The sequence below is a fragment of the Rhodococcus sp. IEGM 1406 genome, from assembly GCF_030056745.1.
In the GTDB taxonomy this organism is placed as follows: Bacteria; Actinomycetota; Actinomycetes; order Mycobacteriales; family Mycobacteriaceae; genus Rhodococcus_F; species Rhodococcus_F erythropolis.
In genome coordinates, this window is the sequence record NZ_JASHKO010000005.1 from 216,467 (window position 1) to 235,895 (window position 19,429).

18 protein-coding genes are annotated in these 19,429 nt (G+C 63.6%); 5 read left to right on the forward strand and 13 right to left on the reverse strand.

The window, feature by feature from the left end:
• Positions 1 to 238 precede the first annotated feature (238 nt).
• The 4 genes from QM596_RS23005 to QM596_RS23020 all read right to left on the reverse strand — a co-directional run bounded on the left by QM596_RS23005 (position 239) and on the right by QM596_RS23020 (position 2,932).
• The gene (locus tag QM596_RS23005) at positions 239 to 475 is read right to left on the reverse strand and encodes a helix-turn-helix domain-containing protein (RefSeq protein WP_003941845.1); all 237 of its coding nucleotides are present in this window, start codon (positions 473 to 475) and stop codon (positions 239 to 241) included.
• Between the two features lie 126 nt (positions 476 to 601).
• Positions 602 to 1,417, reverse strand: a complete 816-nt coding sequence (proC, locus tag QM596_RS23010; protein ID WP_019744381.1) for a pyrroline-5-carboxylate reductase — start codon at positions 1,415 to 1,417, stop codon at positions 602 to 604.
• A gap of 34 nt (positions 1,418 to 1,451) precedes the next feature.
• The gene (locus tag QM596_RS23015) at positions 1,452 to 2,297 is read right to left on the reverse strand and encodes a thioesterase family protein (RefSeq protein WP_020906772.1); all 846 of its coding nucleotides are present in this window, start codon (positions 2,295 to 2,297) and stop codon (positions 1,452 to 1,454) included.
• Positions 2,294 to 2,932 (reverse strand): MerR family transcriptional regulator, encoded by a 639-nt coding sequence (locus QM596_RS23020; RefSeq protein WP_020968930.1) that lies wholly within the window; start codon positions 2,930 to 2,932, stop codon positions 2,294 to 2,296. The genes QM596_RS23015 and QM596_RS23020 overlap by 4 nt, the downstream gene beginning before the upstream one ends.
• Before the next feature lie 150 nt (positions 2,933 to 3,082).
• On the opposite strand from QM596_RS23020, the gene QM596_RS23025 reads away from it, so the two are divergent.
• The 4 genes from QM596_RS23025 to QM596_RS23040 all read left to right on the forward strand — a co-directional run bounded on the left by QM596_RS23025 (position 3,083) and on the right by QM596_RS23040 (position 9,102).
• A complete protein-coding gene (locus QM596_RS23025) occupies positions 3,083 to 3,706 on the forward strand; it encodes a TetR/AcrR family transcriptional regulator (protein ID WP_019744384.1) in 624 nt (207 codons plus the stop codon).
• Between the two features lie 159 nt (positions 3,707 to 3,865).
• A complete protein-coding gene (locus tag QM596_RS23030) occupies positions 3,866 to 5,332 on the forward strand; it encodes a wax ester/triacylglycerol synthase domain-containing protein (protein WP_019744385.1) in 1,467 nt (488 codons plus the stop codon).
• Between the two features lie 3 nt (positions 5,333 to 5,335).
• Positions 5,336 to 7,672 carry a glycerol-3-phosphate 1-O-acyltransferase gene (locus QM596_RS23035; protein WP_283309990.1) on the forward strand — a complete coding sequence of 779 codons (2,337 nt, stop codon included), beginning with the start codon at positions 5,336 to 5,338 and terminating at the stop codon, positions 7,670 to 7,672.
• Positions 7,669 to 9,102 (forward strand): HAD-IB family hydrolase, encoded by a 1,434-nt coding sequence (locus QM596_RS23040; protein ID WP_019744387.1) that lies wholly within the window; start codon positions 7,669 to 7,671, stop codon positions 9,100 to 9,102. Before QM596_RS23035 ends, QM596_RS23040 begins: the two co-directional genes overlap by 4 nt.
• On the opposite strand, the gene QM596_RS23045 is transcribed toward QM596_RS23040, so the two are convergent.
• The 3 genes from QM596_RS23045 to QM596_RS23055 are packed head-to-tail and all read right to left on the reverse strand — an operon-like array spanning position 9,082 to position 12,045.
• Positions 9,082 to 9,966, reverse strand: a complete 885-nt coding sequence (locus tag QM596_RS23045; protein WP_020968928.1) for a sugar phosphate isomerase/epimerase family protein — start codon at positions 9,964 to 9,966, stop codon at positions 9,082 to 9,084. The two genes, QM596_RS23040 and QM596_RS23045, sit on opposite strands and share 21 nt — an antisense overlap.
• Positions 9,967 to 9,973: 7 nt before the next feature.
• On the reverse strand, positions 9,974 to 11,095 hold the full coding sequence (locus tag QM596_RS23050) for an Rv0497 family membrane protein (protein ID WP_029254835.1): 1,122 nt from the start codon (positions 11,093 to 11,095) through the stop codon (positions 9,974 to 9,976).
• The gene (locus QM596_RS23055; protein ID WP_003941975.1) at positions 11,095 to 12,045 is read right to left on the reverse strand and encodes a Ppx/GppA family phosphatase; all 951 of its coding nucleotides are present in this window, start codon (positions 12,043 to 12,045) and stop codon (positions 11,095 to 11,097) included. Before QM596_RS23055 ends, QM596_RS23050 begins: the two co-directional genes overlap by 1 nt.
• A 66-nt stretch (positions 12,046 to 12,111) precedes the next feature.
• Between QM596_RS23055 and QM596_RS23060 the strand changes: the two genes are divergently transcribed.
• Positions 12,112 to 12,897, forward strand: coding sequence for a DUF3109 family protein (locus QM596_RS23060; RefSeq protein ID WP_003941928.1), 786 nt, complete (start codon positions 12,112 to 12,114; stop codon positions 12,895 to 12,897).
• Positions 12,898 to 12,968: 71 nt separating this feature from the next.
• Here QM596_RS23060 and QM596_RS23065 read toward each other — a convergent pair whose 3' ends face one another.
• The 6 genes from QM596_RS23065 to mshA all read right to left on the reverse strand — a co-directional run bounded on the left by QM596_RS23065 (position 12,969) and on the right by mshA (position 19,418).
• Positions 12,969 to 13,658, reverse strand: coding sequence for a winged helix-turn-helix domain-containing protein (locus QM596_RS23065; RefSeq protein WP_003942020.1), 690 nt, complete (start codon positions 13,656 to 13,658; stop codon positions 12,969 to 12,971).
• Positions 13,655 to 14,890 carry a sensor histidine kinase gene (locus QM596_RS23070; protein ID WP_019744391.1) on the reverse strand — a complete coding sequence of 412 codons (1,236 nt, stop codon included), beginning with the start codon at positions 14,888 to 14,890 and terminating at the stop codon, positions 13,655 to 13,657. Before QM596_RS23070 ends, QM596_RS23065 begins: the two co-directional genes overlap by 4 nt.
• 162 nt (positions 14,891 to 15,052) lie before the next feature.
• Entirely contained in the window at positions 15,053 to 15,808 is a 756-nt protein-coding gene (locus QM596_RS23075) for a phosphoglyceromutase (protein WP_003941992.1), read from the reverse strand.
• A 46-nt stretch (positions 15,809 to 15,854) separates the two neighbouring features.
• Complete coding sequence (locus tag QM596_RS23080) at positions 15,855 to 17,456, reverse strand: AMP-binding protein (RefSeq protein WP_019744393.1); 1,602 nt, start codon at positions 17,454 to 17,456, stop codon at positions 15,855 to 15,857.
• Between the two features lie 139 nt (positions 17,457 to 17,595).
• Positions 17,596 to 18,093: a type III secretion system chaperone family protein gene (locus tag QM596_RS23085; RefSeq protein WP_003941943.1), complete on the reverse strand. Its 498-nt coding sequence runs from the start codon at positions 18,091 to 18,093 to the stop codon at positions 17,596 to 17,598.
• Positions 18,090 to 19,418 (reverse strand): D-inositol-3-phosphate glycosyltransferase, encoded by a 1,329-nt coding sequence (mshA, locus tag QM596_RS23090; RefSeq protein WP_020906764.1) that lies wholly within the window; start codon positions 19,416 to 19,418, stop codon positions 18,090 to 18,092. The genes QM596_RS23085 and mshA overlap by 4 nt, the downstream gene beginning before the upstream one ends.
• Positions 19,419 to 19,429 lie beyond the last annotated feature (11 nt).

Genomic DNA, 19,429 nt, shown 5'->3' on the forward strand with positions numbered 1-19,429 from the left:
TGTCCCTCACGTTCTTCTCTAGCGTTCCTGCGCACGCCGGTCACGTACGCCTGCGCCAAGCAATTGGCGCCTGGCCCTCGTTTTAACTAGCTCAGCGCCTTACGACACCAGCTTGCTGGTACGACAGTGACTCATCGTACCGGTGTGGACTCACTCGGCATAAACCGAGCCTCCGGCACAGCAACCGCTGTGCCCGCGACTCGGCTCACGCCGAGGTCATCCTCTTCGAACCGGCTGGTCAGCCGGCATCGAAGTACGAGGTTTCGAGGTAATCGTGTACCGCCTTCGCGTGTACACGGAACGAACGGCCCACTCGTACAGCGGGCAATTCGCCACTGTGTACCAACCGGTACACAGTCATTTTCGACACCCTCATCAAAGTTGCTACCTCAGCAACAGTGAGGAATTGCGTGCCGGCCACTGCCGGCTTTCCGTCGTGGGACGAACCCATGGACGGCTTGTTTGCAGACACCATTAATCCACATACCTCCAGCACGACTCGCGCCGCCGGCTTCCCCTCCGGCGGAACAGACACGTACGTACTAAGTCGAGCTTAGCTGTACTGGTGGGGTTAAAGCGACGGGTGTGGCTAAACGGACGACTATTCCGCAGCTGAACCCATCGCGGCCGAGCGCGACTTGGCGGCATCCAAGGCATCGAAGAACGCCGTCCGCAGGCCGCCCGCTTCGAGCTGACGCAGTGCCGCAGCCGTCGTTCCACCCGGTGACGTCACCGCGGCGCGAAGATCCGTCGCACTGTCGCCGGTGCGATCGAGCATCGCTGCGGAACCGACCATCGTCTGCACCACCAATTCGGTAGCGACCGGGCGCGTCAGGCCGAGACCGACTCCCGCGTCGATCATCGCTTCGGCAACCAAGAAGAAGTAGGCCGGGCCGGAACCGGAGACAGCAGTGACCGCGTCGATCTGCGATTCGGGAACCGTGACCACCTTGCCGACGCTGCCGAGGATGCCGCGTACGAGCTCGAGATGCTCGGCCTTGACGTGCCGTCCGGGCGAGAGAACGCTCACGCCCTCCCCAACCAGCATGGGGGTGTTCGGCATGACGCGGATGACCGGGAACCCTGCGGGCAGACGCGTTTCGAAGAACCCGGTCGGGATACCCGCCGCAAGGGAAACGATCAATTGCTCGAGGTCGCCGTCCAGATCGACCTTCGTCAACGCGGTGAGCGCCGATTCGACGTCGCCGGGCTTGACCGCGATGACGATGACGTCTGCGCCCTCGGCGGCGTCGGCGATCGTGCTGACGCGGATGGAGTATTCGGCGATCAATTCGTCTGCGCGAGGTTGATACTGCTCGGCGACAACCAGATCCTTGATGGCGTGGCCGGCCTGCAACAGCCCGGAGATCAGCGCCTCGCCGATCTTGCCGCCACCGATAATCGCAATTCTTGTCATGGCGAACAGCCTGCCACGACCGCAGCGATCGACCCTAGCGGGGCATCATCGCCAATTGACGACTCTGTACGACGACTGCGCCCGTCGAATCGAGAACAGCATGATCCTCTTCGAACCACGTGCTGCCCAGAACATCCGAGCTTGCCCGCACGCGAAGCCATCCCGGCGTCGGCAGTCGGCGCAGGTACGTCGTCAACTGCACGGTCGGCGCCCACCCGAACAGGCCGCGGTTCATCGTCACGGGCGCGCTGATGTCGCCCGCCATGATCGCGAACAGCACAGCGGTGTCGATGTCGTTCTCGTCCTCGGGTCGAGGACGAACCCACATCCTGACCTCGGCCTCGCCTTGACTGCCGGTCAGGAAGTGCGCCGAGGTGGTGTCGATTCGCATGTCGCAGCCCTGCCCGACGTGCACGACCTGCGCCATCGGGTGATCGCCGATGACGGCCACCGCACTCTCCGGCGGTTCCGGTGACATGTCGTCGATCGACGAGGCAGTGACGAAGGTGGGGTCGCCGTCATCGGGGAATCCGAGCGTGACCGCCGCGCGAACAGCGCTGCGTCCCGCCTGGCTCAACTCGACGTCGAACAGCGCGACCTGGCGTCCCTGCTTTCGGACGATCACCTCCAATTCGACTTCACCGGGGTCGGGGGCGGACAGATAGTTGGCGCTCACCGCGAGTGGCTGCATCTTCAGAAGCGAGTCGTTCTCACCTGCGCCGTCTCGCAGACATTGACGCGCGGCAGCGGCGCACACAGCCATCATGGAGCCGCCGTGCACTTTGGGCCCGATGGTCCAGATCGGATCGATCGTTGCGGTGTATCGCCCGTCGCCGAGCGAGGTGAGGCGATTGAGATCTTGAAAGGGACTGGTGCTCATCGATTTTCCTGTTCGGTGCTTTCTCGGTGTTGCGGGAAATGTCGTGCGGCCAAGTCTTGGTGCGCCAGGCGTCGCAATGCTGTCAGGACGGGTTCGTACATGGCGGTTCCGAGGACCGCATAGCGAATGCCGTCCTCGGTCGAACTGGTAGGCATCAGCTCGATTTCCACTTCGGCAATTCCTCGGATGTGGTCGCCGTATGCGCGCAATCGCTCGTCCGAGAGGCTCAGTCCGGCATCCTCGAGACCGATCAGTGCACGCTCGAGGTGAGCAACCGCCACGTACCTCGGCTCGTAGACCTGACCGAGAAACTCCAGAACCTTGCGAGCTCTGGGGAACTGTTGATCCGGCACCGGATCGACGTAGGGCGGTAGTTGCGCGATCGCGCGACCGAAAGTCTCGAATTCGGATCGCTCGTCACTGTCCACCAATTCGAGCACCGCACGAATCCGTGGAATCGCGAGTCCCGCCCCGGCCAGCGCCCTGATCAACGCGAGTCGCCGGACGTGCTGTTCGCCGTACCTCGCTCCCGTCGCGCTGGTCGGTTCACCAGGCATCAGCAGACCTTCACGGAGGTAGTACTTGATCGTGGCCAACGCAACGCCGGACTGTGCGGCCAATTCGGAAACCTTCACCGCTCCTCCGTCCAACTCGCTCGGGCCACCACTGGATAGTGATGCTATCCAATGATGGCCGAGCATCGGTAGGCAGGACACGCCTTGCGCTAGGGTTGAACCTTCTCTGCGCACACCACCAGAAATTTCCGAACGGAGCGAACAGGCGGAATGACGGATTTGCAGTCGGGGGCTCAACCCGACGAACAGTGGCGCATCGTCGAACCACTGACGCTGACTCCCCTGCTCACCGCCGCACTCGAGGTGTTCCACGAACTCGGTTACCACGGAGCGTCGGTTCGTGACATCGCAAAACGTGCCGGTGTCACCGTGCCGACGCTGTACTACCACCACGGCAACAAACAAGGCATCCTCGTCGCGCTGATGGAACCGGGCATCGAGAACGTCACCGCACGCGCGAGCGCTGCGGTCGACGCTGCCGGACCGTCGCCGACGGCACAGTTCGGCAATCTCGTCGAGGCGTGTGTTCTGCACATGACCAGTCGCTCCGACATCGCGTTCCTCGATTCCGAACTGCGGTACCTCGAGGACGCCGAACGAAAGAGCTACGCCGCCAAACGAAAGAAGCTCGAGAATCTACTCGTCGACGTTTTGACGGCAGGCGTCGACAGCGGTGAGTTCACGGTCCCGGACATCACCGGAACGGGCCGCGCACTGCTGGGCATGTGTCAGTCCGTCGTCCTCTGGTATCGACTCGACGGACCGCAGACTCCGCGCGAAGTCAGTGTTCTCTACCGCGAGATAGCTCTGAAAGCCGTCGGCGTCACTTCGTGAACGCTGGTCGAATTTCCAGGCATGTCCGATTAGCCCTTAACTGACGAACGTCACACCTGTCGGCTGACACCGAAACCGGGACGCGCCCACTGTCACGGGTCCACACTTAGAAGCAGAGATGCGCGGGGTGGATCCGCAGACCGAGGGAGTTCTTGACGTATGGCCAACAGCAATCCATTTGTTCCTCCGAGCGCGGTCGACGTCGACCTTTCCGCGGTTGCCTGGGGGGCAAACCGCACGATGTCCGACTTCGAGACGGGAATGTGGCGGATGGAAGAGGCGCAGCCGCAACTGCGCTCACCGATCGTTGCGGTAGAGGTTCTCGATCGAGCTCCGGACTGGGATCGACTTCTCGACGCAGTCGAGTGGGCATCGCACGTGGTTCCGCGTATTCGTATGCGCGCGGTGGAACCGGCGATGCAACTGGGCAATCCGGTGTGGTCGGTTGATCCCGAGTTCGACATCGGTTACCACCTACGACGCGTCCGCTTGCCTGCTCCGGCGGACTTCGATCACGCACTGCGCATGTGTCGTCACCTTGCGACCGAACCTTTCGACAAGGCTCGGCCGCCGTGGAGCGCGCTGCTCATCGAGGGTCTCGACGACGGTCGTGCCGTGTTCGTGGTCAAGACTCACCACTCCATCACCGACGGCATGGGCGGCATCCAGATGATGACGCTGCTGCACAGCAGGCGCCCGGATCCCACTCCGAACAAGCCCGACCGCACACCGCCGGCTCCGGAGCACCTGTCGTCGGTAGGTGCATTCGGCGAGGAGGTCGTCAGCGAGATCCGGCGTGCGCCATCCCGTATCGCCAAGCTGGTTCGCGGCGCCACCAATGTTGCGACCACGGCGATCTCGAGTCCGTTCAGCACGGCTTCCGAGGTCCTCGGGTACGCCAATTCACTCCGCAAGATCGTCACTCCCCCAGCTCGTTCCGGTTCCCCTCTGCTCCACGATCGTGGTCTCGGACGGTGGTTCGGAACTCTCGAAGTGGGTGTTCCCGAGCTCAAGGCCGGAGCAAAAGCTGCCGGCGGCTCACTCAACGACGCTTACGTCGCCGCTTTGCTCGGCGGCTTCCATCGCTACCACGAAGCCTTCGGACAATCCGTCGAGAGCATCCCGATGGGTATGCCGATCAGCATGCGCACCGGCGCGGATGCCAACGGCGGCAACCGGTTTGCAGCCGTTCGCTTCAACGGCCCGGTCGCCGAAACGGATCCGGCCAAACGCATCAGGCAGGTGCGAGAGATCGTTCTGAGTCTGCGTGAAGAACCCGCGTTGGACGCTATCGACGTCGCCGCCCCGATCCTCGCTCGCCTGCCGAACTATCTACTCGCGAACTGGTATCTGTCCCAGTCGACAGGACTGGACCTGCAGGCTAGCAACGTCGCCGGCGTACCGGTACCGGTCTATCTCGCCGGAGCGAAGATCGAGCGGATGTTCCCATTCGGCCCGGCGCCCGGTTGCGCGGCGATGGCGACACTGGTCTCCCACGTCGGGGTGTGCTGCATCGGAATCAATCTCGACACCGCCGCGATCACGAAGCCCGCGCTGCTGATGCAGTGCTTGCAGGAGAGCCTGGACGAGATCGTGGCTCTCGGAGTCACAACGGAAGGTGCGTGAGTCATGAGCGAGAACACGACCAACCCGCGCGTGTACCTCACCGAAACCATGACAGAGGCCGAAGCCGGCGTGCTGCGAAAGTGGCTTGCCGACAAGGCAACCTCATCCGAAACTCGGCCGGTCACCGTGAACATCACCGACAAGACTCTGGCAGAACTGGCGGCTCGGACCGACGACCCGATGCTCGCACCGCTTCGCGTGGTGTGGATTCCGGACACCCATACCAAACACAATGTCGCGGTGCGACTGCGTGATGCACTGGCACCACGGGATCCCCTCCACCCCGGACGCGGTGCGCAACGCAGAACCCTGCGCACCGACCCCTCACGGTGCCAAGTCATCGAAGGTGAACCAGCACCACTGAGCGATCTCGAGCGTCGCCTCGAAAAGAGCGGTGGCGGTTCACTACCCGAGTTCATCCGACGGCAGGCCGCCCTCGCACTCGAGCGCGCCGAATTGGGCCTTCTGGGTGGCCAGTACAAGGTGTCGCGGTTCGTCGTCGACGAGATCACCGACACCCGCCGGTTCACCACCGAGGTGATGGCTTTGGCCGACCGGTTGAACATCGCCGTCGCCGAAGTCGACCGCCGCGCCCGTGAAGCTCTCGAAGAAATGGTTGCCACCCAGAGTCGCCAGGCCATCGCGGTGTGGGATCGCCTGGGCCGCTACTTCGCTCGCGCCTACAAGCTGGACGTGGACACGAGCCGCTTCGAGGAACTCCGTGAGCTGAACAAGGAACACTCACTGGTCTTCCTCCCCAGTCACCGTTCGTACCTCGATCCCCTCGTCCTGCGTCCGGCGTTGATCGCGAACGGCTTGCCGCTCAATCACGTCATGGGCGGCCTCAACATCAGCTTCTGGCCCATGGGCTCGATCCTCAAGCGCAGCGGCACCGTCTTCATTCGTCGAAGCATCGGCAACGACGAGGTCTACAAGTGGTCGATGCACGAGTACATGCGCTACCTGCTCACCAAACGCTTCAATTTGGAGTGGTACATCGAAGGTGGACGCGGGCGTACCGGGAAACTACGCCCACCGCGCTTCGGTCTCCTGACCTACCTGACCAAGGCCTTTCAGGTCAGCGGCGCATCCGACGTGTACCTCGTCCCCGTCGCGCTGAGCTACGATCAGCTCTACGAGGTCGGGGCAATGGCTGCCGAGGCACTCGGCGCCGAGAAGACACCGGAAGGCCTGCGCTGGATGGTGGGTTACGTACGCGCACAGGGAAAACGCAACGGCGTCGCGCACGTGACCATCGGCCGGCCGCTCTCACTCGCGGACGCACTCAGCCAGGAAACCGATCAGCGCCTCGCCATTCAAAAGGCCGGCATCGAGGTGTGTCACCGCATCAACGAGGTCACACCGGTGACCGTGTCTTCACTGGCGATGTTGGCGTTCCTCGGAATCGAAGACCGGGCGTTGACAGTTCGTGAACTCACCGCGATTCTCACGCCGCTGTTCGGATACATCACCGCGCGAAATCTTCCGATCGCCGGCGACGTCGAACTGTCCGATCCGCGTGTCATCGAGAAGGCCCTGCAGACACACGTAGATTCCGGTGTGCTCGAGCGCTTCGATCGCGGCGGCGAGCAGGTCTTCTACCTCGGCAAGGACCAGCATCTTGTTGCTGCCTTCTACCGCAACAACACAATTCACTTTCTCGTCGTGCGCGCCATCACCGAACTCGTGCTCCAGGCAGCCGTCGAAGAGCGGTTCGAGGATCCCGTCGGAGACGGTTGGGCCGAGGCCAAGCGCATCCGCGACCTGATGAAGTTCGAGTTCTTCTTCAGCGACCGGGACACGTTCGAGCAGGAGATGCGAACCGAGCTGACCCTGATCGATCCCAAGTGGGAAACCGTCATGGCCGCCGACAAACGAACCGAGCACATGATCGAGACGGTGCGGCCGTACCTCGCGCACCGAGTGCTGCAACCGTTCCTCGAGGCGTACCAGGTTGTCGCCGATCAGCTTGTGCTCGCGCCGATTTCGACGTCGTTCGACGAAAAGTCCTTCATCAGCAACTGCATCGACGTCGCACATCAGCGTCGCCTGCGGCAGCAGATCGCCAGCAACGAATCGGTCTCCGGTGAGTTGTTCGCCACTGCACTGAATTTGGCGCGCAACCGTAACTTGATCGAAGTCGACGACGACGGAGTCCGGGCCAGGCGCCTGGCGTTTGCCGCGGAGATCAAGGTCCAGGTCGAACGTCTGCGCCATATCCGAGCACTCGCGCATGCACGGCTCGATCAGGTGGCAATGCCCGTGCCCGACGCCGCAGCAATAGTGACCATTCCAGAAGCAAACCGAGCACCCGCCGAGAGCGAGGAAGTAGGACTGTGACCGGACTCGAGCGTCTGCACTCCGCCATCGAAGCCGCGCCTCCCGGGCCCGGAACGATCGCCGCCTTCGACCTCGACGGCACGTTGATCAGCGGGTACTCAGCCAGCGTTGTGTACCGAGACCGCCTGCGACGCTTGGATATCAGCGTCGGCGAATTGTTGCGCACCACCGGCGCCGCGATCGACACCCAGTTCCGTGGCGCTGATGTCGGAGCGCTGATGGACATCGGCGTTCGCGCCCTGGGCGGCCGTACCGTCGAGGAACTCAACGACTGGGGCCGACGGTTGTTCAAGCAGGAGATCGCCGCGATGATCTACCCGGAAGCCCGTGGGCTACTGGCGGCGCACCGGCGAGCCGGCCACACGATCGTGATGGCCACGTCGGCGACTCCGTTCCAGGCCAAGTACGTCGCCGAAGATCTCGACATCGAAGACGTGCTGTGCACCGAACCCGAAGTCGTCGACGGCATGCTCACCGGCGAACTGTCCTCGCCCGCTCTGTGGGGGCCGGCCAAGGCCAATGCCCTTGCGGGCTATGCCGAGAAGATGGGCGCCGACTTGAAGAACGCGTTTGCGTACTCCAACGGTGTCGAAGACGTCTTCATGCTCGAGGCCGTCGGGCGACCTGTCGCGTTGAATCCCGATCGTGGTCTGGCCAGGATCGCGTTGCGCAATCACTGGCCTTCGGTCAGCCTGCGTAAACCGCAACGCGGCGCAACACCGATCTCGACGATCCGAACGGCAACCGCCATGGGTGCGCTTGCTGCCACCGCCGCCCTCGGCGCGTCGGCGGGCATCGTCACCGGCAACCGTCAACTGGGTGCGAACCTGGTCGGCACCTACGGCCCCGACATCTCGCTCTCACTGCTCGGCATCGACGTCGAGATCGACGGCGAGCACAACGTGTGGGACCACCGCCCGGCGGTGTTCATGTTCAACCATCAGAGTTCCCTGGACATGTTGGTCCTGGGAACTGTGATCAAGCGTGACGTGACCGGCGTCGCGAAGAAGGAAGCGGCAAGCGATCCACGGTTCATGCCCGTCGGTGCACTGCTCGACGTCGCCTACATCGACCGCACCGACACCACAAAAGCGAAGGCTGCGCTGCAACCGGCAGTCGACAAGCTCAAGAATGGTGTCTCGATAGTCATAGCTCCGGAGGGCACCCGTTCTCCGACGCCACGCCTGGGCCCTTTCAAGAAGGGCGGATTTCACTTGGCGATCCAAGCCGGTGTGCCGATCGTGCCCGTGGTGATTCACAATGCGGGTGAACGGATGTGGCGCAATTCGCTTGTCGCCCATCCAGGCCCGGTCTACGTCTCGGTGCTCGATCCCATCTCGACCGAAGGCTGGGAGACCAAAGACCTCGACGCACACGTCGAGAAGGTACGCGCGCAGTTCGAAGCTGCGCTACTTGCCGGCCACCGCTGAGCGTGCCAGGTGCTCGCGTGCAAACGCGAGCGCCTGCGCCAGCATCGACGACCGCTCCCGCCGGGTGCGCGCGTTCTGCGTGTTGATCTCGATGACAGCCTGGCCGCTGAATTCGCTCGCAGCCAATTGCTGACACAACTCCGCGCACGGCTGTGAGCCATGCCCCGGAATCAGGTGCTCGTCCATCGACGCCCCGCGACCGTCGGCCAGGTGCAGGTGCTCGAGCCCCTTGCCCATACGGGAGGCCAACTCCAAGGCATCCATGCCCGCCGTCGCGGTGTGCGACAGGTCGAGTGTGTAGTGAGCGTGATCGGAATCGGTCGGGTCGTACGACGGACTGAACGCGGACAACGCTGCCCCCGGACCACCACGTTTACGCAGCCGCTCCGCGGATTTGTCCTTGCCACCGAAGAAGCTGTCGGCGCGCATGGGGAACATATTCTCCACCGCCACCACGACGCTGCTCTTCGATTCGAGATCGACAACCTGTTCCGCGAAGCCTTCGGCGTACTTGCGCTGCCACCGGAACGGCGGGTGGACGACCACCGTCGACGCTCCCAAGGTTTCGGCAGTGCGTACCGAACGCTCGAGCTTCTCGACCGGATCGGAACCCCACACGCGCTGCGAAATCAGCAGACACGGCGCATGCACGGCCTGCACCGGAATCGCATACTTGCGAACGAGGGCAGCCACAGCACCGATGTCCTGACTCACGGATTCGGCCCACACCATCAGTTCGACACCGTCGTATCCGAGATCAGCGGCGTAGCGAAATGCTGCTTCCGTGTTCTCCGGATATACCGAAGCCGTCGACAAGCCGACAGCGATCGGCCGACGAACCATGCGCTGCGATCCCCCGATCATCGTCCGATCAACCCGAGGTCAACAAGAACGCCAGTGGACCGAGCGTCACGATCATGCCGACGACCACCGCGATCACGAAACTCGTGATGTCGTCCGTCTTGCGCAGAACTCGCACGACGGCCACCAAGCCGACGATCACGATCAGCGCGAGCACCAACGCCACCCACGGCAGCATGTCCCACAGCTTCTCGAAGCCCTTGAACATCGCGCCGCCGACGATCAGTGCAACAACCACCTGACCGGCAAGCACTGCCCATTCACGGATCGAGTTACGCTCGCCTGCCTCTTCCGCTGCCGGTTCGGCTTCGACATCGGACTCCGCGGCGGCACTGGACTTTTTTGCACTGTCATCGACAGCCGGCGCCTTGACCAGATCGACAACGGCGGTCGATTCGGCCTCGCCGGCATCCGCGTCTGCGATCTTGTCGATCAGTTCGGTGCTCTCTTCCGGCGCGGCCGGAGCAGGAGCAGTCGGTGCAGGTGCCTTCACGACAGGAGTGGGGACACGCGGCGGCAGGATCGGCGGACGCAACGACGGCGACTGCGTTGCAGCGCGCTCCTGACGCATCAGGTCGCCCGCCAGGGTCTGACCCGACAGCAGTGCTGGTTCCTGCGTTACCTGCGTCGGTGACGAGGAGTTGAGCGGTGCCCGGCTCACCCACTGTCCGGGCGAGGACTTCGAGGTCTGTCCCGGCGATGGCGTGGAAGTCGGCTTCGGAGTGGTGACCGGCGGTGTGGCAACCGGCTTCGACTCGGCCTTGGGTGCCTGCGGCTCGTCATCGTCATCGTCGTCGTCGAACGAGACGGCGAAGGCGGCGGTGCGGTCGGCGGGAACCTTCGGTGCCGGTTCGGCTGACTTGGCGGTTTCCGCGACAGCCTCGGCCGGCGCAGAAGATGCAGCGTTTTCTGGCGCAGGGGCTTCAGGCTGAGAAGCTGCTGGTTCGGCCGACTCGGGCTCGGCGGCCGCGCGCGATCCCGACTGGCGAACGATCGGGATCTCACCCGTCAGTTCGGCGACGGAGATGCCACCGGCTACGCCGCGCCGACGTCGTCCACCTCGGGATTCGACGCTCTGACCGTTCCGCTTGAGCAGTTCCGCTACGGAAATCTGCTGACTGTCCTCGGTCATCAAGCACTCACCACCAATTCACCGCCCATTTCTGTGTCGAGCTTTCGCAGAATCAGACCCTCACGCAGTGCCCAGGGACAAATTTCCAGTTCGTCCACTCCGAGCGCCCGCATGGTTGCCTCTGCGATGAGCGCGCCGGCCACAATCTGCTGTGACCGATCCGAGCTCACTCCTTCCAATTCTGCACGGTCCGCTGCCGTCATCCTGGATATGAAGGCTATGAGTTGCCTGAGTCCGCTGGAAGTCAGGGTCCGTTTTGCCCGGGGGCCTGCGGCAGAAGGGGCCGCGCCGGTGAGCCGAGCCAACGATCGGAAGGTCTTCGAGGTCCCGACCGTGCGGTCCCAGTCGCCGGCGGCGCGCAGTTCCTTGGCTGGTCCGACCAACTCCGCGTCCAGCCAGTCGCGCAATACAGCGACCCGGCGCTTGCCCGGCGGATCGGCCTGTAGCCAGTCGCGCGTCAACCGTCCCGCACCGAGTTGCAGTGAGAAGGCGACGTCCGGATCCTCGTCACCGCCTGCGGTGAGTTCGAGCGAGCCGCCGCCGATGTCCAGGTTCAGGATGCGTCCGGCGCTCCAGCCGTACCAGCGGCGCACGGCCAGAAAGGTCAGGCGGGCTTCGTCGACCCCGGAGAGAACCTCGAGATTTACTCCGGTCTCGGCGCGGACGCGGGCGAGCACAGCTTCGGAATTGTTGGCGTCACGGACGGCGGAAGTGGCAAAAGCCATCATTTCCTCGCATCCGGACGTCTTGGCGATACCGGCGAATTCGGAGACCGTCGACACCAAGCGATCGGCCCCTGACGTGGTGATATCGCCGCGGTCGTCAGTGTTTTCTGCCAGCCTCAACGTGGACTTGGTCGAGCTCATGGGTGTTGGGTGGCCGCCCCGATGGGCGTCCACAACCAATAGATGGACGGTATTGCTTCCGACGTCGAGTACCCCTAGTCGCACATCGCCACGTTACTGGGTCTACCGTCGGCCCTTGTGACAGCAGGTAACCCAGACCGGTCCCACAAGATGACTCCGAGCCCCGAGGTCGATCTCGATTTCCCGCGCGAATGGGTCGAATTTGTCGATCCGGACAACTCCGAGCACCTCATTTCCGCTGATATGACGTGGTTGCTCTCGCATTGGACCTGCGTGTTCGGCACGCCGGCGTGTCAGGGCATCATCGGCGACCGCCCGGACGACGGCTGCTGCTCGCACGGCGCTTTCCTCTCCGATCAGGAGGATCAGGACAAGCTCGATGCGTCAGTGAAAATGCTCACAGCCGAAGACTGGCAGTTCATGGAAAAGGGTCTCGGCAAGAAGGGCTACGTCGAAGAAGACGACCTCGAGGACGAGCCCGCGCTGCGCACCCGCCGCTACAAAGGTGCATGCATCTTCCTCAACCGGCCGGGTTTTGCCGGCGGCGAGGGCTGCGCACTGCATTCCATGGCGCTCAAGAAGGGCATCGAGCCGCTCGAGGTGAAGCCGGACGTGTGCTGGCAGCTACCCATCCGCCGCACCCAGGACTGGGTCGACCGGCCGGACGGCGTTCAGATCCTCAAGACCACGATCACCGAGTACGACCGCCGCGGCTGGGGTGAGGGCGGCGACGACCTCGCCTGGTACTGCTCCGGCTCCCCCGACGCTCATGTCGGGGAGCGGCAGGTCTGGCAGTCCTACGGGCCGGAACTGACAGAGCTTCTCGGAAAGCGTGCGTACGACGAGCTGGCTCGCCTCTGCAGGCGTCGCGCCGGCCTCGGCCTCATAGCAGTCCATCCGGCGACCACGATCGCTCAGAACAAAGCTCAGGGCTGACTCCACGTAAACAAAAAGAATTCAGCCGCTCACACGATCGTGTGGGCGGCTGAATTCGTCTCGAGGTTCGATCACGCTTCGAGCTTGTAGCCCAATCCTCGGACCGTGACCAGGTGTTCGGGCTTGGCCGGATCCGATTCGATCTTCGAACGCAACCGCTTCACGTGTACGTCAAGGGTTTTGGTGTCACCGACGTAGTCGGCGCCCCAGACGCGGTCGATCAACTGTCCACGGGTCAGCACCCGACCGGAGTTGCGGAGCAGGTACTCGAGGAGGTCGAACTCCTTGAGCGGCAACGTCACCGGGTTACCGGCGACCTGCACGACGTGACGCTCGACGTCCATCCGTACCGGTCCGGCCTCGAGCACCCCGTTGTCGGAGGCGAGATCCGCCTCGTTCTCCACCCCGCGACGCAGCACCGCACGGATGCGGGCGATCAGCTCGCGCGCCGAATACGGTTTGGTCACATAGTCGTCCGCGCCGAGTTCCAGGCCGACGACCTTGTCGATCTCACTGTCACGCGCCGTCACCATGATGACGGGAACGCCGGAGCGCGACCGCAGCGCCTTGCAGACGTCGGTGCCACTCATGCCGGGCAGCATGAGGTCGAGCAGGACGATGTCCGCTCCGGAGCGATCGAATTCCGCCAACGCCGACGGTCCGTCGTTGACGATGGTGGTCTCGAAGCCCTCCTTGCGGAGCAGGAACGCCAGCGGGTCCGCCAAGGACTCCTCGTCCTCCACGATCAGCACACTCGTCATCGTTTGGCCTCCATGCCGTTTTCTCTACTGCCTTGTTCTCGTCTGCCGATCCGCGTGGAACCGGCGGTTCCCGCGTCGTCAGAGTCGATGTCGTCGTCCGACTCCACGTGTGCGGGTATCTGCAACGTGAAGGTAGACCCTGTACCCGGTTTGCTCCACAGTTCGATGGAGCCGTTGTGATTGGCCGCGACGTGTTTGACGATCGCCAGCCCCAGACCGGTTCCGCCGGTCTGCCGTGACCGCGCCTTGTCCACGCGGAAGAATCTCTCGAACACTCGCTCCTGGTCCGCTTTCGCGATGCCTTCTCCTCGGTCGGTGACTGCGATCGCGACATTGTCGCCGCGTACCGACCGACTGACGGACACCGGAGAACCCTTGGGCGAGTATGCAATAGCGTTCTCGATGAGGTTGGACAATGCTGTGACGAGGAGAGTCTGATCCCCGAGCACTTCCAGCCCACTCGGATGGTCGGTGGTGACGGTGATCCCGGCGGCCTCGGCCGACAGATTCGACCTCGACAGTGCCTCGGACACCACGGTGTCGACGTCGACCACGTCGAGATCCGGCAGCTTCTCGGCGCCCTGGAGGCGCGAGAGTGCGATCAACTCGGTGACCATCTTGCCCAGACGAATCGACTCGCCCAGCACCCGTTCGCCGAAGTGCCGCACCGATTCCGGGTCGTCAGCAGATTCGAGCAGTGCCTCCGCGAGCAAACTCATCGCGCCGACCGGCGTCTTGAGTTCGTGGCTGACGTTCGCGACGAAATCGCGTCGCGTCGCCTCCATGCGGACCTGCTCGGAATCGTCGTCGGCGAACAGGACCACGAAATTGCGATCGTCCTTGCTGAGCAACCGGGCCGTGCCACGTACCGCGATCTTGTCGCGGCCGCGCTGAGCGGTCTGCGCCGTCAGATCGACCTCGACGGCTTGGCCCGTCCGTAGAACTTCCTGAGCAGCACGCCAGGCTCGCTCGTCGACCAGACGATTCTTGACGAGGCCGAGTTCCTCGGCGCGAGGGTTGAAGAGCACGACGTCGTGGAAACCGTCGACGACGGCGATACCGCTTTCCGAAGCCAACACGATGAGGTCGAGAACCTGAGACATCGTCAGCCCGGTCTGTTCGTCCGAGCGCTGACTCTGGCGCGACGACAGCCTGGGCACCAGCACCCCGCCGACGAGGTAACCGACCAAGCCGGCGACCACGACCAGCAGCACTGCAATCACGACACTCACGGCGCAATCGTACGTTCGCGCGAAGTGTCGGTTACGGCGGGTTCGGACGTTCCCGCCCGCGTAATCCGCCAGGTGGACGGCGTTGGTTCGTCGTTCATCTGTTGTTGGCCGAGGCCCCCCGAAAACACTGTTCGGGGGGCCTCGACGCACATCATCGGGTTGCTACTTTCCGCCCTGATTCGCCACCGCGGCGGCGCCGGCAGCTGCGGCCTCCGGATCCAGATAGGTGCCGCCGGGATTGAGCGGCTTCAGGTTCTCGTCGAGGTCGTAACGCAGCGGGATTCCGGTCGGGATGTTCAGGCCCGCGATGTCCTCGTCCGAGATGCCGTCGAGGTGCTTGACCAATGCACGCAGCGAGTTGCCGTGCGCGGTGACCAGCACGTTCCGGCCGGCGAGCAGCTCCTGGGAGATGGTGTCCTCCCAGTACGGGATCAGACGCTTGACGACGTCGAGCAGGCACTCGGTCAAGGGAACCTCGTCGAGGTTCGCGTACCGGGGATCGGTGTCCTGGCTGTACTCGCTGCCGGCTTCGATGGCGGGCGGCGGGGTGTCGTAGCTACGACGCCAGAGCATGAACTGCTCGTTTCCGTACTCTTCCTTGGTCTGCGCCTTGTTCTTGCCCTGCAGAGCGCCGTAGTGGCGCTCGTTGAGACGCCAGTCGCGCACTACCGGGATCCAGTGGCGATCGGCGGCGTCGAGTGCGAGGTTGGCCGTGCTGATCGCGCGGCGCAGCAGAGACGTGTAGAGAACGTCGGGCAACAGGTTGTGCTCGGCGAGCAGTTCGCCGGCGCGCTTGCCCTCGGCCATGCCCTTGTCTGTCAGGTGTACGTCCACCCATCCGGTGAACAGATTGAGTGCATTCCATTCGCTCTCGCCGTGGCGGAGCAGGACCAGGGTTCCGATACTCATGGCGTTCATCCTGGCACGAGTACCGGAACCCTTCTTGATCAACCCTGTCCGGAAATCAGCTCGGGGCTACTTCCGCAGTTCGCAGATCCTTGCGGAGGATCTTTCCGGCCGCGGATTTCGGCACGGTGCTGATGAACGAAACCTGGCGAACCTTCTTGTGCGGCGAGACTCGCTCGGCGACGAACGAGATCACGTCGGCTTCGGTCAACTCGGCGCCGCCCTGGAGCACGACGAATGCCTTCGGGACCTCTTCGCCCTCGGCGTCGAGCACGCCGATCACGGCGGCGTCGGCGATCTGCGGGTGGGTCAGCAGCAAGGCCTCGAGTTCCGCCGGGGGAACCTGGTAGCCCTTGTACTTGATCAGTTCCTTGAGGCGGTCGACGATCTTGACGACGCCGTCGCCGTCGACGGTCGCAATGTCACCGGTGTGCAGGTAACCGTCGTCGTCGAGGGTGTCCTTGGTGGCCTGGTCGTTGCCGAGGTAGCCGAGCATGATGTTCGGGCCCTTGCACCACAGTTCGCCGGGCTCGCTGACGCCGTCCGAGCCGAGAGCCGGGTACGCGACCTCTTCGCCCGTTCCGGGGTCGACGAGCTTGCATTCCATGTTGGCGATGGTCGGACCGCACGTGTCGAGGGCGATGTCGTCACGATCGAAGGGGATCGCGTGCGAGACCGGGCTCATCTCGGACATGCCGTAGCCCTGGCGGACGTGGCAGTTCAACCGGTCGGCGACGGCCTTGCCGAGCGCCGCGTCGAGCGGGGCCGCACCGGAGAAGATGGTGTGCACGCTCGAGAGGTCGTACTGATCGACAAGCGGGTGCTTTGCCAGCGCGACGGCAACGGGCGGTGCGACGAAGATGTACGTCGACTTCTGCTCGGCGACGATCCGCAGGAACTCGACGAGATCGAACTTCGGCATCGTGATGAGGCTCGCGCGGCGGTAGAGCGCAGCGTTGAGCAGGACAGTCATGCCGTAGATGTGGAAGAACGGCAGGACCGCGAGAATCTTGTCGTCGGTCTCGATGCCCATCCGCGGAATGATCTGGCAGACGTTGGCCACGAGGTTCCGATGGGTGAGCATGACCCCCTTGGGTCGGCCGGTGGTGCCAGACGAGTACGGCAGCACCGCGAGCTGGGTGGCCGGATCGAAGGAGACCTCGGGCGCCGCTGCGCCCTCGCCGAGCAGATCTCGCAGCGACAGATGGCCTTCGGCACCGTCGAGCACGAAGACGTTCTCAGCCGGGATACCGACCAGGTCAGCAGCTGCCTTTGCCTGCGGCAGGAGCGGCGAGACGGTGAAGAGGAACTTGGCCTTGGAATCGGTGAGCTGCTTGGCGATGTCCTCGGCGGTGTAGAGCGCGTTGATCGTGGTCGCGACGCCACCGGCACGAAGGATGCCGTGGAAGACGGAACCGAAGGCCGGGACGTTGGGCGAATGCAGCCCGACCACGTCGCCGACGGCGAGTCCGCGCGCTGCGAGAGCGCCTGCAACGCCGTTGATCTGTGCGATCAGCGAAGCGTACGTGGTGACTGCGCCCGAACTGCCCTCGACGAATGCCGTCTTGTCGAGGTCTGCGGGGTCGGTATTTCCGAACAGGAAGTCGTAGACGCTGAGGTTGGGGATTTCAACGTCGGGGAACGGACTCTTGAAGCTCACTGTGCTCCTCGAAAAGTTGCGCGGCGGGGTGGTGTGACCAACTTACTGTGACTCACGGGAACAGTATTATTCCGTGACGACAGTCACAAGTAAAGGTCACTTTACGTGACACATCCACGATGTGTCTCACCCCGCTCGATCAGCTCTGCGCGGGCTCCTCCTCGATGAGGTGCTTGAACGGTTCGAGATTCGCCAGCGACTCGCCTCGCGACACCCGCCACGCCCACTCACGCTTGATGGACGAGGAGAAGCCGAGTTCGAGGATGACGTTGAAATCGCCGTCGGCGGCTTCGAGAACCTGACCGAGCACTCGGTCGAGTTCATCGCCGGTCACGGCATGCTCCGCGATCTTGCCGACCAGGTAGATGTCCCCGACCTTGTCGAGTGTGTACGCCACCCCGTACAGACGACGGTTGCGCTTGAGCAGGAACTTGTAGACGCCTTCGAAGTTCTCGTCCACCTTGCGGCACACGAAGGCCTCGACCCGCACACCGTGATTGCCGACGGTGAGCAGAGTCGACGTCTTGAGTTTGTGTTCACCGGGAAGTTCGACGATGAAATGCGCGTCGTCTTTTCTGGTGAATTCGAGTTCGCGCTCGGTGAGAGCCTGCTCGATGGTGTCCGAAATGCTGCTCATGTACGCACTCCCCCGGTCCGGCGCAGACGCCACAGACCCCGCGCACGGCGGGGCGAGAAGTCGCTTGGACCGGTTCCGTTGTTGTAGTTGACTGCGGCTTTGCGATAGCTCTCGAGCAAACCGTCCGCGGTGTGTTCCCACGAGAAATTCTCGGCGTGACGCGGTGCCTGCGCGGCGAGTTCGGCCAAGCGCGTCGGCGCTGTCACCAAAGATTCGAGGGCGCCGGCCCAGTCTTCGGTGCGGTGTCCTTGAACCAGCAGGCCTGTCTCCCCGTTGCGTACGGCTACTCCCAGTCCGCCGACGTCGGCGGCGATCACGGGAGTTCCGCAGGCTTGAGCTTCGATGGCGACCAACCCGAAGGACTCCGAATAGCTCGGCACCGCAACCAGATCCGAGGCACGGTAGACATCGGCGAGACGCTCCGGTGCCTGCGGTGGCAAGAACGTCACCTGCGCGGTGATGCCGAGTGATCGTGCAAGTTCGATCAGCACGTCCGGCCGCGCGAGGCCGGTTCCGGACGGTCCACCGACGACGAGGATGCGCAGCGGCAACCCGGGGCTGCGGCTGATCACTTCGGCGGCAGCACGCAGCAGAACGTCCGGCGCTTTGAGCGGTTGGATGCGGCCGACGAAAGTCACGACGATCTCGCCCGGGTCCAACCCCAACGACGCGCGGGCTGAATCGCGATCGCCCGGTCGATAGCGGGTGAGATCGGCGCCGGGAGCCACGACGTCGATACGCGTGGGGTCTGCGCCGTACAACTCGTGCAGCGCCTTGGCTTCGTCGGTGGTGTTGGCGACCAGGCGATCGGACTCGGCGACTACTTGCTGCTCACCGATCTGACGTGCTGCCGGCTCCGGGGTGTCTCCCTCGGCAAGCGAAAGATTCTTCACCGCCGCGAGGGTGTGGGCAGTGTGTACGAGGGGGACGCCCCAACGGTCGCGAGCCAGCCAGCCGACCTGCCCGGACAACCAGTAGTGCGAGTGGATCAGGCTGTAGTACCCGGGCTCGTGTCGCGCTTCCTCCCGTAGAACGCCCGCGACGAAGGCACACAGTTGAGTCGGCAGATCCGCCTTGTCCAGCCCTTCGAAGGGACCAGCTGCAATGTTCCGAACCCGCACTCCGGGAGCGGCGTCCACCACGGGTGCGTCGGCCGAGGACGTCGCGCGGGTGAATATCTCCACCTCGACGCCACGTTTGGCGAGCTGAATCGCGGATTGCAGAACGTAGACGTTCATCCCACCCGCGTCACCGGTGCCGGGTTGCGCCAATGGCGAGGTGTGGACCGAGAGAACGGCCACCCGGCGAGGGCGCGAAATGTGCATGGGCGTCACGA